Source organism: Bradyrhizobium sp. UNPF46 (assembly GCF_006658625.1).
GTDB lineage: Bacteria > Pseudomonadota > Alphaproteobacteria > Rhizobiales > Xanthobacteraceae > Bradyrhizobium > Bradyrhizobium nitroreducens.
This window is the reverse complement of sequence record NZ_LFJB01000008.1, coordinates 79,224-100,897: the sequence shown is the minus strand read 5'-3', so window position 1 is coordinate 100,897 and position 21,674 is coordinate 79,224. Positions and strand designations below refer to the sequence as shown.

The window sequence follows — 21,674 nt, the reverse complement described above, 5'->3', positions numbered from 1 at the left end:
CTGGGCCAAGTGGCGATCGATGCGCTGCGCTGCAAATGAAAACGAGTTCAGATATCCCGACGTCAGTGCGGACGAACAGCCGCTCGATTCATCGCGGTGTCTTGGCCGTTCAGGGCGCGACAAGCAGCTCGGGCCGCGAACGCAGGACCCGGCCGGTACGGTTGCCCGGCGTCAGGGACCGCGATGCACTCCGCTCTCGTCCGCGAGCGAGCGCGGGATCCTGCGTGGCACGGATCGCGGCCTGCTTCACCTTCGCAAACGCGCGGATCTCGATCTGGCGGACGCGTTCGCTGGAGATCGAAAGCTCGCGCGCGAGTTGATCGAGAGTCGGGGGACACTCCGCCAATCGCCTTGCCTCGAGCACCCTCCGCTCGCGCCTCGTGAGGCCATTCAGCGCAATGCGCAGGGCGTCGGTCCGACGTTCCATCTGATCCTGATCGACGAGGATGGTCTCGGCGTCGCTCGCCTCGTCGACCAGCAGGGCCTCCCACTCAGTACCTTGCTCGTCCCCACCAACCCGCGCGTTCAGCGACAGGTCGCCATGCAGGCGTCTATCCATTTCGATCACCTCACGCGCCGAAACTTCAAGGTTGCTCGCGATTGCCTCGGCCACATCAGGCGTAAGCCTCTCCATCCCGCCCCTGTTGGCTTTTCTCATTTCGCCGCGAAGCCGGAAAAACAGCTTCTTCTGGGCAGAAGTCGTTCCGATCTTGACCAGCGACCAGGAGCGCAGGAGATATTCGTGAATGGCGGCCTTGATCCACCATGTCGCATAGGTGGAAAATCGCGAGTTTCTGTCCGGCTCGAACCGGGACGCGGCGATCACCAGCCCGAGATTGGCCTCGGCCATGAGATCGGCGAACGGCATGCCGTATCCCTTGTAGCTTCGCGCGACCTTTGCTGCGAGCCGGAAGTGGCTGGTCACGAGCGCGTTCGCGGCCTCGCCGTCCCTCCTCTCCTGCCAGCGACGCGCGAGCTCCTGCTCCTGCTCGCGTTCGAGCAGGTCGTACCGGCCAATGATCGCGGAATATGGATTGAACACACCGGCCGTCGTCTGCCGGCCCGACACGTGCATATTGATCTTGCTCGAACTCGCGTGGCGCGTTGACATGCTGTGCTCCTAATTTCTGACCGTCGAACGGACAGTAAGAGGCCTCCGAATGCCGGCACCAGTAAATTGGACTTAACAAGCCTGAATTTGCTTTCAGAGATCGAGGCACGATTTCCGTTTCGCACGCATCCCGGTTGGCTCGGCAGTCACATCGACGCGAGGCTGGCGTGAAGCACGCGACCGGTTTCAGATGCGGTGGCTTCTCGTGGCGCCTCCCGCTTCTCTGCGAATATCTCCACCCGTCCGCCGGGTGCCGGGCAGATGGTCAGGCAGAAGCCGTGCAGCTTGACGATGGCAGCAACGAGGCTCAGTCCCAGTCCCACTCCCGGCGTGTTGCGCATCTTGTCGGAGCGATAGAATCGACGCAGCACGGCCTCTCGCTCCCACTCGCCGATGCCGGGTCCGGTGTCGCTCACGCGCACGAGCACGGCCCTGTCGTCCGACACCAGCTCGAGCGTCACCGTTCCGCCCGCGGGAGTGAACTTGACGGCATTGTCCACGAGATTGGCAATCGCTTCGAACAGCAGGTCCCGATCGCCTCGCACCTGCACTTTGCGGTCGATCTCGACGTCGATCTCGATATCCTTGTCTTCGGCGATAGGTTCGTAGACGTCGCATACTTGTCTCAGTATCTCGTCGAGCGCGACGTCGCCGAAACCGGCCTTACGGCTGCTGCTCTCGATTTCGGCCAGGCGCAGCAGCGCAGTCACGATTGCGAGCGATTGGTCGATTCCGACCATCGCCTTGTCCACGATGTCCTGAAGATCCTCCAACGTGGCGGCGTGCGTGCGCCCGCGCTCCAGCGCCAGGCGGACCCTCGTGAGCGGCGTCCTGAGATCGTGAGCGATATCGTTGCCGACGCCGGCCAGAGCGTTGATCGTGGTCTCCATCTCGTCGAGCATGCCGTTGACGATAGTGGCCAGCCGCGCGAACGGATCGTCCGCATTGCTCTTTGGCAGCCGCTCGCGGAGATCGCCGGCCACGATACGCTGAACCGTCTCGTTCACCTGCTCTACACGTCTCTGGGCGCGGACGCTCAGCCAGGCCCCGGCCAGCAGGCAGAGGCAGAACGCCGGCAGCAGCCCCAGCACCAGCGCCTGCCCGACGACGCTCGATATCTCGCCCGTCTCGTCGACGTTCCTCCCAAGCACGAGGATATGGCCATTGCTCAGCCGCCTGGCGCCGGCCTTGACAACGGCATCGCGAACCGCCGACGACCCGACCTGGGCGAGCCGGACGCTCCGGACCCGCCCGCCGAGATCGAGATGCGGCGGCAATCGTTCGATGTTGCCGGCGAGCCGGGTCCCCGCCGCATCGAACAGGCCTGCATATTGCACGCCCCTGGAGTCCTGCTTGAGATGATCGTAAATCGCGTCATTCAGGCGACCGGGCGGCAGCTCGGCCATGAAGTTGAGCTGGGTTGCGATCATCCGGTCGGATCGCACGACAAGGTAGTCGTCGATCTTCCAGTAGATGAAGGCGAACAGCCCCGCGACGAACAGCGCCAGTGCGGCCGCCGCCGCGGCGGCCCAGAGGAACGTATTCGAACGAATGAACTCAACCTGTCGCATTGATCCGCCGACCTGTCAGCGAACCCGCAGGACGAATCCCGAGCCGCGAACGTTGTGGATGAGTTGCGTCTCACCGGGGCCGTCGACCTTATGGCGGAGACGGCCCATATGCACGTCGATGAGATTGGTCGTCGCCGGGACGAACTTGTAGTTCCAGACCTCCTCGAGCAGCATCGCGCGCGTCAGCAGCTGATCGCTCCGGCGCATCATGTATTCGAGCAGGCGGAATTCGCGCGGCAGCAGATCGATCTCGCGCTCGCCGCGCCGCGCCGTGCGCTCGATGAGGTCGAGTTCGAGCGGCCCAGCATGCAGCGTGGTCTCTCGACTGTCGGTCGGACGGCGCAACAGCGCCTCCACCCGCGCGACGAGCTCGATCAGTGCGAACGGCTTGGTGAGATAATCGTCTCCGCCGGCGCGCAATCCGCGCACCCTTTCATCGACTGCGCCGAGCGCGCTCAGCACCAGCACTGGCGTTCTGACCTGGTCCTTGCGCAAGGCCTCGATCACGGTGAGTCCGTCCATTCCAGGCAGCATGCGGTCGACGATCAGAGCGTCGGGAGACGATTCGCGCGCACAGTCGAGTCCCCCGATGCCGTCGGGCGCCCACCGCACTTCGAAGCCGCGCTCCGTAAGCTCGGACACGATCACGTCGGCGGTCTCGGCGTCGTCCTCGATCAGGAGAATTTGCGTCATTGTATTGGCCCAACGCGCTGCGAGACGTTGACGCTTGTGGCGAAGCATGGGTTCGCTGGTGCGCGCCGACATGTTCAATGCCTTCCCGGCCGGAACACGCGGAGCAGCACCGTCATGCGATGCGCCACAGGCTCGTAATCCAGATAATCCCCCGCGAGATCGAACTCCATTAAATAGCGTGTCAGGGAATCCGGACGCCACGCCGCCGGCAAGGTCGCGCGGGCGATCGAACGTGCCGTCGCAATCATCATCTCTCATCTCCATGCAGCACCACACCCGGATATATGTGCTTCGTGAGCCCGGCGTTACGCGCCGGCATCGCGAACATTGCCAATTTGCACGATCGTGCTTGTCGGCAAGGCCGCGATCACGGGCCGTTGAAGGCGAGTGAGCCATTTGTGCGTTTCGTTCGCGCCGGACCGTCCGCACCTCATATGCAGGCCGGCCTGGACTGCCTGCTGTTACATAAGGAGAATCCCAATGACCACTCTCAAGCTGTTGTCGACCGGACTGATCGCGGTCGCGATGCTCGGCGGACCTGTCGCGGCGCATACGAGCCATGCCGTCGCGCGATCGTCCGCCATGCAAGCCAATTCGGTCGCATCGGAGGGGCTCGTCTACCAGGGCGGCCGCGTCTGCGTTCCCGCGCCGCGGGTCGGCGCGTTCGCGACGGCACCGTGGACCGGCGACAACGTTCCCTGTGAGCCGGGCACCGCCGGTCTTCAGTTCTGATGACGACGCGGTCGGCCGGGCACCTCGCCCGCCCGCAGCCGTTCAACGATGCAGGCGGGCCGGTCTCGGGCCCGCCTGTCGCCATGAGGAACACGCCTGCCTTTGTCCGGATCATTTGCTGATGCGCCGCCCTCCGCGCCTGACATCGAATTCAGTGGGATTGTCGCGCGGGCTCTCCAACTCTCCTCACGATGGCGCTTGCCGACGGCACAACGCTGCAGCGATGGCAATCGGCCGGCCGGCATACGGACACGAAAGGAGTCTCCCATGAAAGCGGTATTGACGATCCTGGCAACGGTGGCGCTTGCCTCAGCGCTGACGGTTGGAACGGCTGAGGCACATGGCGGTGGCGGCGGCCACGGCGGGTTTGGTGGTGGCGGCTTCGGCGGCGGACACGCGGGCTTTGGCGGCGGCGCGCATTTCGGCGGCATGGGACATGCCGGCAGATTTGGCGACGGAGCCCGGTTCGGTGGCGAGCGCCTTGGCTTCGGCGGCCACGCCGGTGGCCTGCGCCAGCACGCGTTTCGTCGCTATGGCGGCGTCGGGACCGGATATGGTTTCTATGGCGTCTATCCGGATTGCTATGACTGGTATGAGCTACATCCGGCCCAACCGCGCCCCCTGAGCTGCGGGTAGGCCGCGTGCATAGTGTCGATCGGCCTGGACACAAAGAGGCGCAGTGCCAGCCGATCGCACATGCTGTCGATGTTCCGCCCTCGCTCCAGGCGATCTCTCCGCCCTCTTAAGCCAAAGGGCGTTGCGAGGCCATGGGTGGAGCCCGCATGAGAAGGCTCCGCCGGTGCGGGCCAGCTTGTCGAACACCACAGCCCTGCGAGCCAGATCTTGTCGGTTGCGTCGGGTCAAAGCGAGATCGGCTGTCCACGACGCCCAGTGCGGAACCTCGTCCTCGTGCGTTTTCACCGCGGCACGTGCATTCCGGAAATACCGGCGCTCCCGCAGCTTTCTATCTTCCTGCGAAGATCGGTTTCAGTCGGAGAACGCAGATGCGCGCACAACTCCATCCGGAACCCAGCGCCTCCTCGCACTTGGCCCTGCGCACCGTTGCAGTCGCCGTCCTCCTTGCATCCCTGATGATCGAGACTGCATGGCCGACGTCCTCCGGACAAGCGTAGCTGCGCCGGCCCCGGACCGAGTGCACCAATCAACACCGATCCGGCCGGTACGGCGAAGCCAGGCTTCGAAAAGGAAACATATCAGTGAAACGATTTGCCATCGCCGCGCTTGCCACCCTCGTCGTCGCTTCGCTGGCAGGCGGCGCCATCCTCTATCTCAAGCGATTGTCTCCGGCCGAGGCTGCAATGCCGGTGCCCGAGGCCGCCGTGCCGGTCGTCGCGAGTGCCGTAAGTGGAAAGGATGTTCCGATCTATCTGCACGGCATCGGCACGGTAGCCGCCTACAACACTGACGTTGTGCGCAGCCAGATCCAGGGCCAGCTGATCAGGATCACGTTCAAGGAAGGGCAGACCGTCAAGGCCGGCGATCTGCTGGCGGAGATCGATCCCCGTCCCTATCAGGCACAGATCGAGCAGTTCACGGCCAACCGCGCGCGCGATCAGGCCCAGCTCACAAATGCCGAAGCCAATCTGTCGCGGGACACCCAGCTTGGGGACAAGGGCTATGCGACGCCGCAACTGGTCGACACGCAGAAGGCGCAGGTCGCGCAACTGCAAGCAGCCGTCCAGGCGGACCAGGCCCAGATCGATCAGGCCAATGTCCAGCTCAGCTATACCCGGCTGACCTCGGCCATTTCCGGCATCACCGGTGTCCGGCAAGTCGACATCGGCAACGTGATTCATCCGACCGATCCGAACGGCCTCGTCGTGGTCACCCAGATCGAGCCGATCTCGCTGCTGTTCACGTTGCCGCAGGCTGATCTGACCGCCATCCAGGACCGGATGGCGAAAGGGCCGATGAAAGTCATCGCCTACAGCCAGGACAACGGGATGAAGCTGGATGAAGGCGACCTGCTGCTCGTCGACAACGAGATCGCGGGTACCACGGGCACTATTCAGCTCAAGGCCACATTTCCCAATCATCAGCACCGGTTGTGGCCGGGACAGCTGGTGAATGCGCGTCTTCTGCTGGAGACGCGCAAGGACGCCATCAGCATCGCCGGCTCGGCCGTGCAGCAGGGCCAGAGCGGCACGTATGTCTATGTCGTGAAGCCGGACCAGACTGCTGAATTGCGGACCATTCACGTCGCCCAGATCACCGACGGGCAGGCGCTTGTCGATCAAGGCCTCAAACCGGGTGAGGTCGTCGTGATAGACGGCCAGTACCGTCTCAAGGAGGGCAGCCGCGTCAAGCAACTGCATGGCAAGGCCGCGCAGGAAGCCGACCTGCAAAGCGCGGTGCAGGACGCCATCCCATGAACCTCTCCGCACCCTTCATCCTGCGCCCGATCGCGACCGCTCTGCTCATGGCAGGGCTGCTGCTGTGCGGGCTTGCGACCTATCCGCTGCTGCCGGTCGGAGCGCTGCCGAACGTCAATTACCCGACCATCCAGATCTCAGCTCAATTGCCCGGAGCCGATCCGCAGACCGTCGCGTCCTCGATAGCCACGCCGCTGGAACAGCAGTTGAGCCAGATTCCCGGCATCACCCAGCTCACCTCCTCCAGCGCGCTCGGCGTAGCGCAACTCACGGTGCAGTTCGAGTTGTCGCGCACCGTCGACAGCGCGGCCACCGACGTGCTCGCGGCGATCAATGCCGCAAGCCCCTTTCTTCCGCCGAACATCCCCTACCCGCCGACGATCAGGAAAGTGAATCCAGCTGAGACGCCGATCATGCTGATCGCACTGTCTTCGGACTCGCTGCCGCTGACGACGGTCGATGCCTACGCCGAAAACATACTGCTGCCGAAGATTTCGCAGATTCCGGGCGTGGGTCTCGTCGGAATCGGTGGGCAGCAAAAGCCTGCCATCCGCATCCGGGTCAACCCGCAGGCGCTGGCCGCACGCGGCATCAGCCTAGAGGACGTCCGCAGCGTGATCTCTGCGGCCAATGTTGATCAGCCCAAGGGCACGCTCAACAGCCCGCGTGTCACCTACACGCTCAACACCAACGACCAGCTGCTCAAGCCGTCGGCCTATGAAGATCTCGTCATCGCTTACCGCAATGGCTCGCCGGTGCGCATTCGCGATATCGGCTATGCCATCGACGCGCCCGAAAACGACCTATTGGCGGGCTGGTATGACAGGCAGCCCGCGATCATCCTGGCGGTGCAGCGGGTGCCCGGCGCCAATGTCATCGAGACCGTTGACCGCATCAAAGCATTGCTGCCGACGCTGCAGGCTTCCGTGCCGCCGGCAGTCAAGGTGGCAATCGCCGCCGACCGCACCCAAACCATCCGCGCTTCCGTCGCGGACGTCCGGTTCACGCTGATGCTGACGGTAGCGCTGGTGGTGATGGTGATCTTCGTTCTCTTGCGCAACTTCTGGGCCACGATCATTCCAGCGGTCACCGTCCCATTGTCGCTAGTCGGCACATTCGCAGTGCTCTATGCGCTCGGCTACAGCCTCGATAACCTGTCTTTGATGGCGCTTTCGATCGCGGTCGGGTTCGTGGTCGACGACGCCGTGGTGGTGATCGAGAATATCGTGCGTCACCTCGAGGAGGGCATGACGCCGATGCAAGCAGCGCTGAAGGGCTCGGAGGAGATCGGCTTCACCATCGTTTCCATCACGCTGTCTCTGATCGCGGTATTCATTCCGCTGTTCCTGATGGGCGGTTACGTCGGAAAACTATTCCAGGAGTTTGCCATCACCATCACGGCCTCGCTGCTGCTGTCGCTGGTGATATCACTGACATTGACCCCGATGATGTGCGCGCGCCTGCTCAAGGACGAATCGCGCAAGAAGCACAACCGGATCTATCTCGCGTTCGAACGCGGCTTCGACGCCCTGCTCGCGCTGTATGCACGTGGCCTGCGGATCGTGCTGCGTCACCGCTCCGCCACGCTGATGGTGATGCTCGGCACCATCGCACTGACCGGCTACCTCTACGTGATCATCCCGAAGGGATTTTTCCCGCAGCAGGACACCGGCCAGATCGTGGGCATCACCGAGGCCTCGCAGGACATCTCGTTCCCGGCGATGTCCGAGCGCCAGCAAGCGCTGGTCAATGTGCTGCTGCAGGATGCAGCGATCCAGTCCGTAGCGAGCTATATCGGCCCGGGTGGCCCAACGGCGACCCTCAACCAGGGGCGTGTCTTCGTCATCCTGAAACCCAAACCGGAACGAAAGGCGAGCGCGGACGAGATCATCAATCGGCTCAAGCCGAAGCTCGCCCGTATCCAGGGCATCACCCTCTACATGCAGGCGGCGCAGGACATCACCATCGGCGCGAGGCTGTCGAAGACACAGTATCAATTCACGCTGACGGACGCCGATTCCAACGAGCTGACTCACTGGGCAAACATCTTCCTGGAACGGATCCGCAAGATCGACGGCGTCACCGATGTTGCCAGCGACCAGGCCAATGCCGGCCCGAAACTGGACGTCACAGTCGATCGCGAGGTCGCTTCGAGCTTCGGCGTCCTGCCCTCGACGATCGACAACACGCTCGACGACGCCTACGGCCAGCGCATCGTCTCCACCATGTTCACCTCGTTGAACCAGTATCACGTGATTCTGGAGGTCGATCCGCGCTTCCAGTACGGCCCGGACGCACTGAAGGACATCTACGTGAATTCATCGAGCGGCAAGCAGGTCCCCTTGAGTGACCTCGTCCACACTGCGATCAGGCCGGCGCCGATTCTGATCAACCACCAGAGCATGTTTCCGTCCGTTACGATCTCGTTCAATCTCAGGCCCCGCGTGGCCCTGGGCGATGCGGTAGCCGCGATCCAGAAGATGGAAAAGGACACCGGCAAGCCGGCGTCGCTCGCGACCTCGTTCCAGGGCAACGCGCAGGCCTTCCAATCTTCGCTGAAGGGGACGCCGCTCTTGATCGGCTCGCACTGGTCGTGATCTACATCATCCTCGGCGTGCTCTATGAGAGCCTGATCCACCCCATCACGATTCTGTCGACCCTGCCGTCGGCCGGCATCGGCGCGCTATTGCTTCTGATGGCCGCGCATATGGACCTCAGCGTGATCGCCATCATCGGCATCATCCTCCTGATTGGCATCGTCAAGAAGAACGGCATCATGCTGGTGGATTTCGCGCTCGAAGTGCAACGACAACGTGGCCTGAGCCCTGCGGATGCAATCTACCAGGCCTGCACGCTGCGCTTCCGGCCGATCCTCATGACGACGATGGCTGCCCTGCTCGGCGGCGTACCGTTGATGATCGGCACCGGCGCCGGATCGGAGCTGCGCCAGCCACTCGGCTATACCATCGTCGGCGGCCTCATGCTGTCGCAGGTCCTGACGCTCTACACGACGCCCGTGGTCTATCTCTATCTCGACCAGCTCGGCGCGTGGTTCTCAAGAGCAAAGTCCCCAGCGCCGGGGCGTCCCCCTCAGCCATCGGCCGAACACGACCCGCGGTTGAATCATGAGTCTGCTTGACAAGGTGGCGCGTCGCGGAAAAGGTCGTAGTTCCCGACAAAGGCGTCCCATTCGACGCCCGTGCGGTCACCGAGCGTGGCCTTGGCGACGCCGGCGATGATCGCAACCTCGCTTTGCAAATGCTCGGAGGCCGGTTTGTTGCGGCCGCCCGAAGCGTGCATCATTGACATCGAATCTTCCACTGTAATCGACTCCGGGCCGCCAGCTGGGATATCGATCTCGGTGCGGCCAAGGCAAGGCAGGATCAATACGTTCTTGCCGTGGATGAGGTGGCTGCGGTTCAATTTGGTCGAGAATCCTCCAGCAGCACGGTGCCCTTGCCGACGCCGATCGATTGCGGCAGGCCGACACTCGTCCTCAACCGTTGAAGGCCGCCTGCGCCTCCGGCAGATCCCAGATCTTGCCGATCGCAGCCGAGCCGGCCGCCGCGATCGCGGCCTCGTCGCCGTGAACATAATGGCCCGCGTCGATCAGCACGCGCCCGTCGACGATGACCTGATCGATGTTGGCGCGGTTGGCGAGCGCGACCAGCGCGCGCCTTGGATCATAGAGCGGCTGCAGATGGGGATGAGTGAGGTCGACAATGGTGAGATCGGCGGTCGCGCCGGGCGCGATCGTGCCAAGGTCCGGTCGGTTGATGACGGCGGCCGCGGTCGCCGTGACCGACTCGATCAATTCGGGGGAGTTCGCCACTTCGGGCCGCTGCGACACGATCTTGGAGATCAGCGAGGCGGCGTTAAGCTCGCCGAGCAAATCCATGTTGTAGCCGTCGGTACCGACGACGGTGCACACGCCATGCTCGGCAAAGCGGCTGAACGCGGCCGTGACGCCGGCACGCGCAAAGACGCGCGGGCAGTTCAGCACGGTGGCGCCGCGCGCCGCCATCAATTTCAGATCGTCGTCGGTCGAGGCGATGCAGTGCGCCGCTAGCAAATCCGGAGCCAGGAGACCAAGCCAGTCGAGATATTGCGCCGGCGTGCGGTCGCCGTAGCGCTTGCCGATGGTCTCGACCTCGGCGCGGCTCTGCGCCAGATGCGTCGTGACGGGAACGCCAAGCTCGCGCGCCCGTGCGGCGCAGGCGCGCAGCAGATCCGGGCCACAGGTGTCGGTAGCATGCGGACTCATGGCGAGGCCGATGCGGCCGTTGCCCCGGCCGTTCCAGCGCTGATAGAGCGTGTCCCAGGTCGCCATATCGGCCGCGCCGTCGTCGCCGGCATAGCGGACCAAGCCGTCCGCGCCGGCCTTGGCGTCGGAGGTGGAGAACAGATAGGGCGCCCCGTAGAAACGGATGCCCATCTCCTCCGCCGCGTCGAACATTTCCGGAATCGTGTTGCGGAAAGGCTCCATCACCGTGGTAGCGCCCCCCTTCAGGAGCTGGAGGATGCCAAGCCGCGCCACCGCAAGCCGCTCCTCCTTCGTCAACAGGTCAGCGCCGCGCTTGGTGAGCGGCAAGAGCACCGTGTACACAATGCTCTGATTGTTGCGGCGGCCGTTGCCGTCCTCGGTGTGGCTGCGCGCTACCGCCTCGCTGAAGCAGTGATTGTGCAGGTTCAACAGGCCCGGCAACACGAAGCGGCCGGGCTTGTCATAAACCTGCTCCGCGGCGGGTCGGTCGCGCGTAACCGCAGCGATCTTCCTGTCCTCGATCAACACCCAATGGTCGCGCAGGACATCCTGCGCGCCGTCCTTGCGTGACAGCACATAGCTGCCGAAGATCGCGATCGTGCTCATGCGGGGCGTACGTTCCAGAAGACGGCGGTGCCGTCGAGAATGCCGGTGATGCTCTTGCGATAGGCGGTCGGCTGCTTGTACTGGCCGATCGGAATATACGGAATCTCCTCGAAGGCCAGCGCCTGGATCTCGCGGCAGATACGCTGCTGCTCGGCGAGGTCGGAGGCCGCCAGCCATTGGCTGCGCAGCGCGCCCATCTTGTCGCTCTTGTACCAGCCGGCCACCTTGCCCTCGCCGCGCAGATTGGTATTGCCTGCCGGATTGAGCCAGTCGATGCCCTGCCAGTTGGCGACCGCCGCGCTCCAGCCGCCCTGCCCGATCGGATCCTTCTTGAGCTGCCGTTGCAGTACCACGGCGAAATCGAGGCCGGCATATTCGACGTTCATGCCGGCCTTTCGCAAGCTGTCGACCGCGATCTCGCCGAGCGGCTTTTGCGCCAGCGAATTGGTCGGGACGAGCAGCACGATCTTCTCGCCCTTGTAGCCGGCGGCCGCCAGGTCCGCCCTGACCTTGGCGTAGTCGCGCAGCCCGCGGAAGACATCGAGCCCGACGTCACTCGCCATCGGCGTATCCGGCGCGAAGAAACCGATCGGCGAATACTGATGGGCGGGATCGCTGCCCGCGACAGCCGTCATGAAGTTCGACTGATCGATCGCGCCCAAGAGCGCGCGGCGGACGGCGGGATTGTCGAACGGCGGCTGCAGATGATTGAGGCGCAGCATGCAAGTGTAGCCTCTGGGATCGAGGATCCGCGTCTCGATATCCTCGGCCGCGCGCAACACCGGCAACAGATCATGCGGCGTGGTTTCCTGCCAGTCCTGCTCGCCGGTCTGCAGCGCGGCGACGCCGGTGCCGGCGTCGGGCGTGGTCGTCCACACCACGCGGTCGTAGTGAACGATCTTGGGACCCGCGGTCCAGTCCGGCTTGCCGTCGCTGCGCGGCTGATAGCGGTCGAACTTCGCATAGGCGTTGCGCGCGCCCTGCACGCGCTCGTCGGCGAGGTAGCGGAACGGACCGCTGCCGATCACTTCGGTCAATGGCTTGAACGGATCCTGGCTCGCCAGCCGCTCCGGCATCATGAAGCAGGCGTTGATGGCGGCCTTGCCGAGTGCCTGCGGCAGGAGCGGAAACGGCCGCTTGAGGCGGAAGCGGATGGTGCGGTCGTCCGCCGCCGAGAGCTCGTCGGTCGCCTCCATGAGCTCGCCGCCAAAGCCGTCGCGCACCGCCCAGCGGCGGATGCTCGCGACGCAATCGCGCGCCAGCACCTTTTCGCCGTCGTGCCAGAACAACCCATCGCGCAGGGTGAGATCCCATTGGCGGCCGTCGCCGGAGACGACATGGCCGGACAGCATTTGCGGCGAAACTTCGAGCGATGAGCCCATGCCATAGAGCGTGTCGTAGACCATGAAACCATGGTTTCGAGACACCTGTGCGGTGGAGTAGATCGGATCGACGAAGGCGAGATCGATCACCGGAATGAAGCGCAGCGTGGTCTGCGCTTCAGCGCGCACAATCCCCGGCAGCGACAGCGCCGGCACGGCGGCCGCGGCCTTGAGCAGCGAACGACGGGACAAGGGCATCGAAACAAGACTCCTAGGACGCGAAGCGGGCGAGGCGGCCGATCGGCGCGCCCAGCACCTCGTCGTCACGCATGACGGTGTGGCCGCGCACGATGGTGGCGAGCGGCCAGCCGGTGATCGGCTTGCCGGCGAACGGCGTCCAGCCGCAGGGCGAAACGATCCAGGACTCTTCGATGGTGCGCTTTGCCTTCATGTCGACCAGCGTGAAGTCGGCGTCATAGCCGGCCGCGAGCCGCCCCTTGCCGACGAGGCCGTAGACCCGGGCAGGACCGGCCGCCATGAGATCGACGAGCCGTGACAGAGACAGCCGTCCGGCATTGACGTGGTCGAGCATCACGGGAACCAGCGTCTGCACGCCGGTCAGCCCAGCCGGGCAATCCGGCCACGGCAGTTCCTTAGCGGCACGCGAATGCGGCGCATGATCGCTGCCGATCGTGTCGACGACGCCGTCGCGCAGCGCGGCCCAGCTCGCCTCGCGATGCCGCTCGCCCCGGATCGGCGGGTTCATCACGCCAAAGCCCTTGAGTGTGTCGTAGCAGTCTGGGGCGACCTGCGTGAGGTGATTGACCAGCACCTCGACCGTCGCGACGTCGCGGTGGTCGCGCAGATAACCCAGCTCCTCCGCGGTCGAGACGTGGAGAATATGCGCGGGGCGGCCGGTCTTGCGCGCCAACGCCATCAGGCGGCGGGTGCCGAGGAAGGCGCATTCTTCGTCGCGCCACTCCATATGCGAGCGATGCGGCATGCCGCGCGAAAACATGGGCTTGCGCGCCTGGAGACGGTATTCGTCCTCGCTGTGGAAGGCGATGCGGCGGCGGCCAGCGCGCATGAGCTTTTCGAGGTGCTCGTCGTCTTCCACGAGCAGTGACGCGGTCGAGGAGCCGGCGAACACCTTGATGGCGCAGACTCCCGCCTCGCTTTCGAGATGGGCAAGCTCGCCGATATTGGTCTTGGCGCCGGCAATGTACAGGCCGATGTCGCACCAGCTCTGCTGCTCGGCGTAGCCGCGCTTCCAGTCGAGCCGCTCCTGATCGACGATGGGCGGATTGGTGTTGGGCATGTCGAATAGGGTGGCGATGCCGCCGAGCACCGCGGCGCGAGTGCCCGTGCCGAGCGTCTCCACCTTGGCATCGCCGGGATCGCGCAGATGGACATGGCTGTCGATCAGTCCGGGCAGCACGTGAAGTCCGCTGGCATCGATCACATGATCGGCAGTGTCGGCCGATGTCGCCGACAGCGTCGTGATCAGGCCGCCGGTGATGCCGACATGGGCTGCCTCCTCGCCCCAGGGCGTGACGCAGGTGCCGTTCCGGATCAGGAGATCAAAATGCATCATTTGCCTTTCATTGTCTCAACAGGACCGCGCCGATGGCTGCGGCGACGGCCTGCTGCGACGGCTCGACCACGGGCACGCCGATCGCCTGCTCGATCGCGGCGCGATGCGAGGCCATGCCGGCGCAACCCATCACCACGACGTCGGCGCCGCGCTGAGCGACCAGCGCGCGGCCCGCTTCGATAAGGCGCTCACGGATATCGGCACTTGCGGTTTCCACGGCGCTCGCGCCCACCGACCAGCTTCCGGCATAGCGGGCCTCTACGCCCATCTGCCGCACCATGCGCTGCTGGCGGCGGATGCTCTGCGCCGACAGTGCGATGATGCCGAACCGCTCGCCGAGCGTCAGCGCGCGCAGAATGCCCCACTCGGCGATGCCCATGACGGGACGTCCGCCGGCGGCTTCGCGCACCGCATGCAGGCCGGGATCGCTGAAGCAGGCGATCACGAACGCATCCGCATCGTCCCTCGCGACGCGGTTCACCAGCGGCATGACGACACTGTCGGCATCGCGCTGCGAGGCGATGCCGGGCGGACCTTCGGCAAGACCAACAACCGTGATCTCGGGCCCGCCCACAATCCGCAACGGTGCCACCGCTTCATCGATCGCCGCCGTGACCGACGCCGAGGAGTTCGGATTGATGGTCAGGATGCGGCGAAAGGACGATGTCATGGCTCGGTTCACCTGACTTGGCTCAAAAGACTTGGTTCAAAAGACTTGGCTCACATGACTTGACTCAATGATTGCCCGACTCGTGGCGCTGGAAGTTTGCGGCGATCTCGCGGCCGGTGGTGATCCAGAGATCGGGACAGGATTTTGAGTAGGTCAGGAATTCGCGCAACAGACGAAGCCGCATGGGACGTCCGCTGCATTGCGGATGCAGCACCGTCGTCACCATCGCTCCCCAGTCCCTGACCTCGTCGAGTTCGTCCTTCCAGAGCGAGAGCACGTGCTCCCTGGGGAAGATCGAGCGCGGGCTGAAGCGCGCGGAGAGACCATGCATCCAGTCGTCATAGCTCGCAGTGACCGGCAACTCGATCGTACCCGGCTTACCGTCGGCGAGACGATGGCGATAGGGCCGCACGTCGTCGCGGAACGACGAAGTGTAGACGATGCCGTGGCGCACCAGCGCCTTGCGCAACTCCTCGGTGAACTCGCCATAGGGCGCACGGTAGCCGATCGGCTTGACGCCGAGCCGGCGCTTCAGCACCTCGAAACCGCGCTCGAGCTCTTCCTCGATCCAGGGGTCGCCGGGATCGGGCAGGAGATGATGGTAGCCATGATGGCCGATCTCGTGGCCGGCCTTGAGGATCGACTCGGCCATTGCCGGGTGCGCATCCACCGACCAGCCCGTAACGAAGAACGTCGCCTTGAGATCGAGCTGGCCGAGCAGCTCCAAGAGCTTCGGCGTGCCGACGCGCGCTTCATAGCCGCCATAGCTCATGGTGATCAGGCGCTGGGCGTGGACCGCGTCCTTGCTGGTCCAGGCGCTCTCCGCGTCCACGTCGAACGACAGGAACATCGCCGACGTATAGGGTTTTGGCCAGGGATAATCCGGTGCAGGGTCCGCCGTATTGGCCGGGACGAGCGGGATGCTCGCGAGTGCCTTACTGTCCAGCATTGATGGTCGCCTTCTCGATTCCGTTGTCGGTCAACTTCCATTTTGCAAGCAGAGCACGATAGGTGCCATCCGCAATCAGCGCATCGACCGCCTGCGCCATCGCCTCTTGCAATGTCTTCTCCTTGACCGGCAGGGCGATCCCGGTGAACTGCTGCGCGATGGTCTCGCCGACTGGCGCGTAGACGCCAGGTTCGAGATCCATGAGATAGGGCAACGTCTCGTTGCCCTGCACGGCGGCGTCGATGCGGCCCTGCCTGAGCTGGTTGCGGGCGTCGCCCGAGCCGTCGGTGCCGACGAAGACGATCGGGTTGCTGACGCAATTCTTCTCGCTCCATGCCGCGATCTGCGCCGGAAATGAGGTGCGGCGGCTGGCGCCGACCTTCTTGCCGCAGAGCGCGGCCATGTCCTTGAACTCAGCTGCGCGGGACTGCTGCACGAAGAAACGCGGGCCGCTGCGCAGGTAATCGACGAAAGTCGCCGTCTCGTGCCGGCTCGCATAGTCGGTGAAGCCCGACAGCACCGCATCCACCCGGCCGGTCGAAATCGACGGCATGAATTCGGCAAAGCTGGTCTCCTGCCATTCGATCTTGACGCCGAGCTTGCGGCCGAGCGCCTCGCCGAGTTCGACGTCGAAGCCGGACAGCGCATTGGTGGCGGGATCGCGGAACTCCATCGGCGGATAGTTCGGCACGACTGCGACCTTGAGGCTGCCGCGCTTGACGATCTCCGCCGGCAGCTCGCCCGCCACCGCCGATACACCCGTGGCCAGCAGCAGCACCGCCACAACAACAGCAACCCTCTTCATCAAAACGCCCCCATGTCAGATCACCGCCGAGAGAAAAGCCTTGGTGCGCGCCTCGCGCGGCGCGCCGAGAACTTCCGACGCCCGCCCCTGCTCGACGATCGCGCCATGGTCCATGTAGACGACGCGGTCGGCGACTTCCCGCGCGAAGCCGAGCTCATGCGTCACCACCATCATGGTCATGCCGCTCCGCGCGAGCTCCTTCATGACCGCCAGCACCTCGCCGACGAGCTCGGGGTCGAGCGCGCTGGTCGGCTCGTCGAACAGCATCAGCATCGGCTTCATGGCGAGTGCGCGGGCAATCGCCACGCGCTGCTGCTGGCCGCCGGAAAGCTGCGCCGGATAGGACTCCGCCTTCGCCGACAGGCCGACGCGCCTGAGCAGCTCGATCGCTTCAGCGCGCACCTCGTCCGGCTTGCGGCCCTGCACCTGCACCGGGCCTTCGGTGATGTTCTCGATCGCCGTCTTGTGCGGGAACAGGTTGAAGCGCTGAAACACCATGCCGGTCTTCAGCCGCTGCTGCGCGAGCTGCCGTTCGGTCAGGCGATGTAACCGCCCGCCCTCTTCCCGCACGCCGAGCAATTCGCCGTCGAGCCAAATGCCGCCGCTGTCGATCGCGGTAAGCTGATTGATGCAGCGAAGCAGCGTGGTCTTGCCCGAACCGGAGGCGCCGATCAGGCACATCACCTCGCCGGCCCACACATCCAGCGAAACACCCTTGAGAGCCTGAAACTCCCCGAAGGCCTTGCTGACGGATCGGATCGCGACGAGGGGTTTTGTCATCGGGCGAACTGCAGCGTACCGCGGGCAAAGCGTCGCTCGAGCAGCATCTGGAGCGGCGTCAGGATCGACACCACGAGAAGGTACCAGAGACCGGCGACGATCAGGAGCTCGATCACGCGCGAATTGGCGTAATAGATGTTCTCGGCGTTGTGCAGCACCTCCGGATACTGGATGACGCTGGCGAGCGAGGTGGCTTTGACCAGGCCGATGAATTCGTTGCCGATCGGCGGGATCACCACCCGCATCGCCTGCGGCAGGATGATCCGGCGCAGCGCACGCAGCCGCCCCATGCCGATCGCCTGCGCGGCCTCATATTGTCCAATGTCGACCGACAGCATGCCTGCGCGCATGACTTCGGATGTGTAGGCGCCCTGATTGATGCCGAGGCCGAGCAGCGCCGAGAGGAATGGCGTCATGACGTCGACGGCGCGCGCCGACCACAAGCCGGGAATGCCGATCGTCGGAAACACCAGTGCAAGGTTAAACCACAACAGCAATTGCAGGATCAGCGGCGTGCCGCGGAACAGCCAAGTATAGCCCGTAGCGACCGATTTCAGCACCGGATTAGGCGACAACCGCATGATCGCGACCACGACCCCGAGGAAAATGCCGAGCGCCATGGCGAGCACCGCCATGACCATGGTGTTGACGATGCCTTCCAGGATGACCTTGGCGGTCAGGAAGCGGCTGACATAGGACCATTCGATCTGGCCGTTGGCGAAGGCGCGCGCGACGGCGGCGAGCACCAGAACGATCAGAGCCGCGCTGAACCAGCGGAACCAGTGCGGCTCACGCGCGACATGCATCCCGGAGAGATCGGGAAATCCTTCCGCGAGTGCGGGTGCCGCCTTCATTGCGGCGCCGCGTTCATCAGGGGCTCGGCGACCGCGTTCGAACCCAAGCCCCATTTGTCGAGGATGGCCTTGTACGAGCCATCGGCGATCATGGCCTTGAGCTTCTCCGCTACTGCCTCGCGCAAGGCCGCGTCATCCTTGCGAAACATGATGCCCTGATAGCCTTTCGCGAAGGGCTCGCCGACGATACGGTATTTGCCGGCCTCCTGCGATTGCGCATAGGGCAAGGTCTCGCTGCCCTGCACCGCGGCGTCGATCCGTCCTTGCTTGAGCTGGTTGCGCACGTCGATCGAGTTCTCGCCGGGAACGTATTGGATCGCAGGATTGCCGACCGCCTCGCAGTTCTGCTTGCTCCACTTGTCGATCTCGACGGGGAAGCTGGTGCTGCGCGTCGTGCCGACCTTCTTGCCGCAGAGATCGGTGGCAGCCTTCGCCTCGCTCCCGGCCATGACGAAGAACTGCGGCCCTGTGGTCAGGTAATCGATGAAGTCGGCCGTCTCGCGCCGCGAGCTGCGGTCGGAAATGCCCGAGATGATGAAATCGGCTCGCTTGGTCTGGAGCGAGGGGATCAGCTCGGCGAAAGGCGTCTCGCTCCAGACGATCTTGAGACCCCCGAGCCGCTTGGCGAGCTCGCCCGCGAGATCGATGTCGAGCCCCACGAGCTCGTTGGTCGCGGGATCGCGATACTCCATCGGCGCGTAAGTCGAGTTGACCGTGAGCCGCAACGTGCCGGCCTGCTTGATCTCTGCCGGCAGCTCGGCCGCCTGTGCCGAACCGATGGCGAGAAGCGCCGCGAAACCGGAGAACATCGAGAGGCGTGTCATGTCAACTCCCTGCCCGCACCGTGACCGGCGTTTCAAATCAATCCGCATCGAGAACGGCCGGCTCGATGACGCCGGCACGCTCCGTGATCACTCTGTATTGCTCCGGCCGCCGGTGAGCGGCGAAGTTGAACATCTTGTCCTTGCCCTGGCGGCAGAGATCGAGATCGATGTCGGCGACGATCACCTCGTCCGCCAGGCTCGCAGCTTGCGCCACGATGCGACCGTTCGGGTCGACGATGCAGGAACCTCCGATCAGCCCGGAGCCGTCCTCCTCGCCCGCCTTGGCTACCGAGATCGCCCAGGTCGCATTCATGTAGGCGTTGGCTTGGGTGACCAGCGTCGAATGGAAGGTACGCAAGGACGCATCTTCCGTGCTACCGCCATTGGGATCATAGGCCGCGGAATTGTAGCCGATGCAGACGAGCTCGACGCCCTGAAGGCCGAGCACGCGCCAGGCTTCCGGCCAGCGGCGATCGTTGCAGATCATCATGCCCATGATCGCATTACCCCAGGCCGAGCCGGCGCGAAACGCGGGAAAGCCGAGGTCGCCATATTCGAAGTAGCGCTTCTCAAGCTGCTGGTAGCGCGCGCCCGGCCGCGGCTCGACCGAACCCGGCAGGTGCACCTTGCGATAGCGACCGAGAATCTCGCCGGCGCGATCGACCAGGATCGCGCAATTGTAGCGCCGGCCATCTGCGGTCTGCTCGGCATAGCCGACATAGAAGCCAACCCGTAGCGCGCGGGCACGATCGAACAGCGCTGCGACGGCCGGGTTGGGCATGCCGCGCTCGAAATACGCGTCGAGCGCGGCGCCTTCGAGCAACCAGCGCGGAAAGAAGGTCGTGAAGGCGAGTTCGGGAAACACCACGAGGTTCGCGCCCCGACCGGCGGCCTCCTCCAGCAACGCCAGCATCCGGGACAGCGTATGCGCGCGCGTATCGGCTCTTTGCGTCGGCCCCATCTGGGCGGCGGCGGCGCGAAGGACACGAACCAAGATTGCCTCCAATCTGTGCGCGCTGCTGCCTCAATAGGCGAAGGAACTCTTTGATCCAGCGAGCAAATCCATCGCCATTACGCGGAAACCAAGCAGCAAAAGCAATCATTCGTGCTATGATTTTTTGGCCTACAGTATAATTGGTAATTATATGAATCTGCGCCAACTCGAGATCCTGCGAGCGGTCATTCGCCACCGGACCACGGTCGCGGCCGCCGATGAACTCGCGCTCTCGCAACCTGCGGTCAGCAATGCGCTCAAGACGATGGAAGCGCAGGCCGGCTTTGCGCTGTTCGAGCGCGTCAACAACCGGCTGTTTCCGACCATGGAGGCGATGGCGCTCTACAAGGAGAGCGAGGCGATCTTCGCGCTGCACGCCAAGCTCGAAAATCGCGTGCGGGACTTGCGCGACAACCGATCCGGACATTTGTCGATCGTGGCGACGCCGCCGCTCGCCTACAGCATCATTCCCTCCGCATTGTCGGGCTTTCTGCATCGCCGGCCGGAGACACGCGTGTTCTTCGACGTGCGCCGCTATGAAGGTATCATCGAGGGCGTCCTTAGCCGCGTTGCCGAACTCGGTTTCGCACTCGGCCTCAGCTACCATCCGGGCATTGCGCATGAAGTGGCCCATACCGGCGAGATGGTCTGCGTGCTGCCGCCGCAGCACCCGCTTGCCGCGCAACCCGTCATCTCGGCGTCCGACCTGGTCGGCCTGCCCTTCATCGGGCTCGAGCGCGGCACGCGCCTTGGCGAGGCTGTGCGGGCCAGTTTCGCACAGGCCGGCGCGTCCTTTCAGCCGACCGTCGAGGTTCGCTACTGCAATACGGCCTGCGTGCTGGCGGCTGCGGGTGTTGGCGTTGCGGTCGTCGATCCATTCTCTCCGCGCCAGAACAGCGGCAATGGCCTGATCGTCAAACCCTTCGCGCCCACGACACTTGCGGTCGCCTATATGCTGTGGTCCGAGGCCGCCCCTCTCTCGCGTTTGGCAAAGGCCTTCCTGGACGAGGTCCGCGCGGCGAGCCAAATGCTCACCAAGGGGTAAGTCGTCCTTGATGGTCTTGGGCGCTTCGATCCCTGAAGTGAGACCTTGCCGATGACTTCGAATTTTTCTCTTGCTGCCGGCTTCCACGCCGTCGTGATCGGCGGCGCCGGCGACATTGGCGCGGCGATCAGCAACCAGTTCTGCGATCTCGGGGCGACTGTCACGGCGACCGGCACCAACGATGCCGACCTTGCCCGGACGCAGCTGAAGCCGCGCGCGGGCCTCACGCTGGCGACGCCGGACGTCACAGATGATGCGGCCGTCACGTCCTTCGCCGGAAGACACACGCGCGTCGACGCGCTGGTCAATTGCGCCGGCATCCTGGCGCGCGACTAGGAATTCGAGGATATCGCCGGCGCGGTTGCGTTCCTCTGCATGCCGGCGTCGCAATATGCGACCGGCACTGTCGTTGCTGTCGATGGCGGGTTTCTCGCCGGCTGACGTCGCGCGAGCATCCGCGGCCGCAA

The 21,674-nt window shown here is 64.3% G+C and carries 20 protein-coding genes and 2 pseudogenes; 7 read left to right on the top strand and 15 right to left on the bottom strand.

Annotation, left to right across the window (positions count from 1 at the left end):
* Positions 1-109: 109 nt before the first annotated feature.
* The 4 genes from UNPF46_RS04895 to UNPF46_RS37300 form a co-directional block, all read right to left on the bottom strand.
* The gene (locus UNPF46_RS04895; RefSeq protein ID WP_142249242.1) at positions 110-1,111 is read right to left on the bottom strand and encodes an RNA polymerase factor sigma-32; all 1,002 of its coding nucleotides are present in this window, start codon (positions 1,109-1,111) and stop codon (positions 110-112) included.
* A 146-nt stretch (positions 1,112-1,257) separates the two neighbouring features.
* Positions 1,258-2,682, bottom strand: a complete 1,425-nt coding sequence (locus tag UNPF46_RS04890) for a sensor histidine kinase (RefSeq protein ID WP_142249241.1) — start codon at positions 2,680-2,682, stop codon at positions 1,258-1,260.
* Between the two features lie 15 nt (positions 2,683-2,697).
* Positions 2,698-3,375 carry a response regulator transcription factor gene (locus UNPF46_RS04885; protein WP_142249240.1) on the bottom strand — a complete coding sequence of 226 codons (678 nt, stop codon included), beginning with the start codon at positions 3,373-3,375 and terminating at the stop codon, positions 2,698-2,700.
* A gap of 74 nt (positions 3,376-3,449) precedes the next feature.
* Positions 3,450-3,626 (bottom strand): hypothetical protein, encoded by a 177-nt coding sequence (locus tag UNPF46_RS37300; protein ID WP_181769787.1) that lies wholly within the window; start codon positions 3,624-3,626, stop codon positions 3,450-3,452.
* 229 nt (positions 3,627-3,855) lie between these two features.
* Between UNPF46_RS37300 and UNPF46_RS04880 the strand changes: the two genes are divergently transcribed.
* The 4 genes and pseudogenes from UNPF46_RS04880 (at position 3,856) to UNPF46_RS04865 (ending at position 9,639) form a co-directional block, all read left to right on the top strand.
* A complete protein-coding gene (locus UNPF46_RS04880; protein WP_100176014.1) occupies positions 3,856-4,107 on the top strand; it encodes a hypothetical protein in 252 nt (83 codons plus the stop codon).
* A 267-nt stretch (positions 4,108-4,374) separates the two neighbouring features.
* Positions 4,375-4,743 carry a hypothetical protein gene (locus UNPF46_RS04875; protein WP_142249239.1) on the top strand — a complete coding sequence of 123 codons (369 nt, stop codon included), beginning with the start codon at positions 4,375-4,377 and terminating at the stop codon, positions 4,741-4,743.
* 581 nt (positions 4,744-5,324) lie between these two features.
* Positions 5,325-6,500, top strand: a complete 1,176-nt coding sequence (locus UNPF46_RS04870) for an efflux RND transporter periplasmic adaptor subunit (protein ID WP_246668598.1) — start codon at positions 5,325-5,327, stop codon at positions 6,498-6,500.
* Positions 6,497-9,639 (top strand): annotated as a pseudogene (locus tag UNPF46_RS04865) (efflux RND transporter permease subunit). Before UNPF46_RS04870 ends, UNPF46_RS04865 begins: the two are co-directional and overlap by 4 nt.
* Before the next feature lie 8 nt (positions 9,640-9,647).
* Here UNPF46_RS04865 and UNPF46_RS04860 read toward each other — a convergent pair.
* The 11 genes and pseudogenes from UNPF46_RS04860 to UNPF46_RS04810 all read right to left on the bottom strand — a co-directional run.
* Positions 9,648-9,932 (bottom strand): annotated as a pseudogene (locus UNPF46_RS04860) (FdhF/YdeP family oxidoreductase); the annotation flags it as partial.
* A 64-nt stretch (positions 9,933-9,996) separates the two neighbouring features.
* Positions 9,997-11,370, bottom strand: a complete 1,374-nt coding sequence (locus UNPF46_RS04855; protein ID WP_142249238.1) for an amidohydrolase family protein — start codon at positions 11,368-11,370, stop codon at positions 9,997-9,999.
* Positions 11,367-12,950: an ABC transporter substrate-binding protein gene (locus UNPF46_RS04850; RefSeq protein ID WP_142249237.1), complete on the bottom strand. Its 1,584-nt coding sequence runs from the start codon at positions 12,948-12,950 to the stop codon at positions 11,367-11,369. Before UNPF46_RS04850 ends, UNPF46_RS04855 begins: the two co-directional genes overlap by 4 nt.
* A 13-nt stretch (positions 12,951-12,963) precedes the next feature.
* Complete coding sequence (locus UNPF46_RS04845; protein ID WP_142249258.1) at positions 12,964-14,283, bottom strand: dihydroorotase; 1,320 nt, start codon at positions 14,281-14,283, stop codon at positions 12,964-12,966.
* Between the two features lie 10 nt (positions 14,284-14,293).
* On the bottom strand, positions 14,294-14,956 hold the full coding sequence (locus UNPF46_RS04840; RefSeq protein WP_142249236.1) for an aspartate/glutamate racemase family protein: 663 nt from the start codon (positions 14,954-14,956) through the stop codon (positions 14,294-14,296).
* A 64-nt stretch (positions 14,957-15,020) separates the two neighbouring features.
* Complete coding sequence (locus tag UNPF46_RS04835) at positions 15,021-15,905, bottom strand: polysaccharide deacetylase family protein (RefSeq protein WP_100176020.1); 885 nt, start codon at positions 15,903-15,905, stop codon at positions 15,021-15,023.
* Positions 15,892-16,710 carry an ABC transporter substrate-binding protein gene (locus UNPF46_RS04830; RefSeq protein WP_100176021.1) on the bottom strand — a complete coding sequence of 273 codons (819 nt, stop codon included), beginning with the start codon at positions 16,708-16,710 and terminating at the stop codon, positions 15,892-15,894. Before UNPF46_RS04830 ends, UNPF46_RS04835 begins: the two co-directional genes overlap by 14 nt.
* A gap of 15 nt (positions 16,711-16,725) precedes the next feature.
* On the bottom strand, positions 16,726-17,490 hold the full coding sequence (locus UNPF46_RS04825) for an amino acid ABC transporter ATP-binding protein (protein ID WP_100176022.1): 765 nt from the start codon (positions 17,488-17,490) through the stop codon (positions 16,726-16,728).
* Positions 17,487-18,344, bottom strand: a complete 858-nt coding sequence (locus tag UNPF46_RS04820) for an amino acid ABC transporter permease (protein ID WP_181769786.1) — start codon at positions 18,342-18,344, stop codon at positions 17,487-17,489. The genes UNPF46_RS04825 and UNPF46_RS04820 overlap by 4 nt, the downstream gene beginning before the upstream one ends.
* Complete coding sequence (locus UNPF46_RS04815) at positions 18,341-19,168, bottom strand: ABC transporter substrate-binding protein (RefSeq protein ID WP_142249234.1); 828 nt, start codon at positions 19,166-19,168, stop codon at positions 18,341-18,343. Before UNPF46_RS04815 ends, UNPF46_RS04820 begins: the two co-directional genes overlap by 4 nt.
* Positions 19,169-19,205: 37 nt before the next feature.
* Positions 19,206-20,162: an N-carbamoyl-D-amino-acid hydrolase gene (locus UNPF46_RS04810; RefSeq protein ID WP_142249233.1), complete on the bottom strand. Its 957-nt coding sequence runs from the start codon at positions 20,160-20,162 to the stop codon at positions 19,206-19,208.
* 151 nt (positions 20,163-20,313) lie between these two features.
* Here UNPF46_RS04810 and UNPF46_RS04805 point away from each other — a divergent pair, with 151 nt between their 5' ends.
* From UNPF46_RS04805 to UNPF46_RS38515, 3 genes are read left to right on the top strand one after another with little or no spacing between them, the layout of a single operon-like run.
* Positions 20,314-21,207 (top strand): LysR family transcriptional regulator, encoded by an 894-nt coding sequence (locus tag UNPF46_RS04805; protein ID WP_142249232.1) that lies wholly within the window; start codon positions 20,314-20,316, stop codon positions 21,205-21,207.
* Between the two features lie 51 nt (positions 21,208-21,258).
* Positions 21,259-21,543: an SDR family NAD(P)-dependent oxidoreductase gene (locus tag UNPF46_RS04800; RefSeq protein WP_245448164.1), complete on the top strand. Its 285-nt coding sequence runs from the start codon at positions 21,259-21,261 to the stop codon at positions 21,541-21,543.
* A 12-nt stretch (positions 21,544-21,555) separates the two neighbouring features.
* Positions 21,556-21,648, top strand: coding sequence for a hypothetical protein (locus UNPF46_RS38515; protein ID WP_283811653.1), 93 nt, complete (start codon positions 21,556-21,558; stop codon positions 21,646-21,648).
* The last annotated feature ends 26 nt before the right edge of the window (positions 21,649-21,674 follow it).

Excerpts from the sequence above, each read along its gene's own strand:
- UNPF46_RS37300 (WP_181769787.1), bottom strand. The coding sequence starts at position 3,626 with ATGATGATTGCGACGGCACGTTCGATCGCCCGCGCGACCTTGCCGGCG.
- UNPF46_RS04855 (WP_142249238.1), bottom strand. The coding sequence starts at position 11,370 with ATGAGCACGATCGCGATCTTCGGCAGCTATGTGCTGTCACGCAAGGAC.
- UNPF46_RS04835 (WP_100176020.1), bottom strand. The coding sequence starts at position 15,905 with ATGCTGGACAGTAAGGCACTCGCGAGCATCCCGCTCGTCCCGGCCAAT.
- UNPF46_RS04880 (WP_100176014.1), top strand. The coding sequence starts at position 3,856 with ATGACCACTCTCAAGCTGTTGTCGACCGGACTGATCGCGGTCGCGATG.
- UNPF46_RS04890 (WP_142249241.1), bottom strand. The coding sequence starts at position 2,682 with ATGCGACAGGTTGAGTTCATTCGTTCGAATACGTTCCTCTGGGCCGCC.
- UNPF46_RS04845 (WP_142249258.1), bottom strand. The coding sequence starts at position 14,283 with ATGCATTTTGATCTCCTGATCCGGAACGGCACCTGCGTCACGCCCTGG.
- UNPF46_RS04875 (WP_142249239.1), top strand. The coding sequence starts at position 4,375 with ATGAAAGCGGTATTGACGATCCTGGCAACGGTGGCGCTTGCCTCAGCG.
- UNPF46_RS04825 (WP_100176022.1), bottom strand. The coding sequence starts at position 17,490 with ATGACAAAACCCCTCGTCGCGATCCGATCCGTCAGCAAGGCCTTCGGG.
- UNPF46_RS04840 (WP_142249236.1), bottom strand. The coding sequence starts at position 14,956 with ATGACATCGTCCTTTCGCCGCATCCTGACCATCAATCCGAACTCCTCG.
- UNPF46_RS04830 (WP_100176021.1), bottom strand. The coding sequence starts at position 16,710 with ATGAAGAGGGTTGCTGTTGTTGTGGCGGTGCTGCTGCTGGCCACGGGT.
- UNPF46_RS04850 (WP_142249237.1), bottom strand. The coding sequence starts at position 12,950 with ATGCCCTTGTCCCGTCGTTCGCTGCTCAAGGCCGCGGCCGCCGTGCCG.
- UNPF46_RS04885 (WP_142249240.1), bottom strand. The coding sequence starts at position 3,375 with ATGACGCAAATTCTCCTGATCGAGGACGACGCCGAGACCGCCGACGTG.
- UNPF46_RS04800 (WP_245448164.1), top strand. The coding sequence starts at position 21,259 with ATGACTTCGAATTTTTCTCTTGCTGCCGGCTTCCACGCCGTCGTGATC.
- UNPF46_RS04815 (WP_142249234.1), bottom strand. The coding sequence starts at position 19,168 with ATGACACGCCTCTCGATGTTCTCCGGTTTCGCGGCGCTTCTCGCCATC.
- UNPF46_RS04820 (WP_181769786.1), bottom strand. The coding sequence starts at position 18,344 with ATGAAGGCGGCACCCGCACTCGCGGAAGGATTTCCCGATCTCTCCGGG.
- UNPF46_RS04895 (WP_142249242.1), bottom strand. The coding sequence starts at position 1,111 with ATGTCAACGCGCCACGCGAGTTCGAGCAAGATCAATATGCACGTGTCG.
- UNPF46_RS04805 (WP_142249232.1), top strand. The coding sequence starts at position 20,314 with ATGAATCTGCGCCAACTCGAGATCCTGCGAGCGGTCATTCGCCACCGG.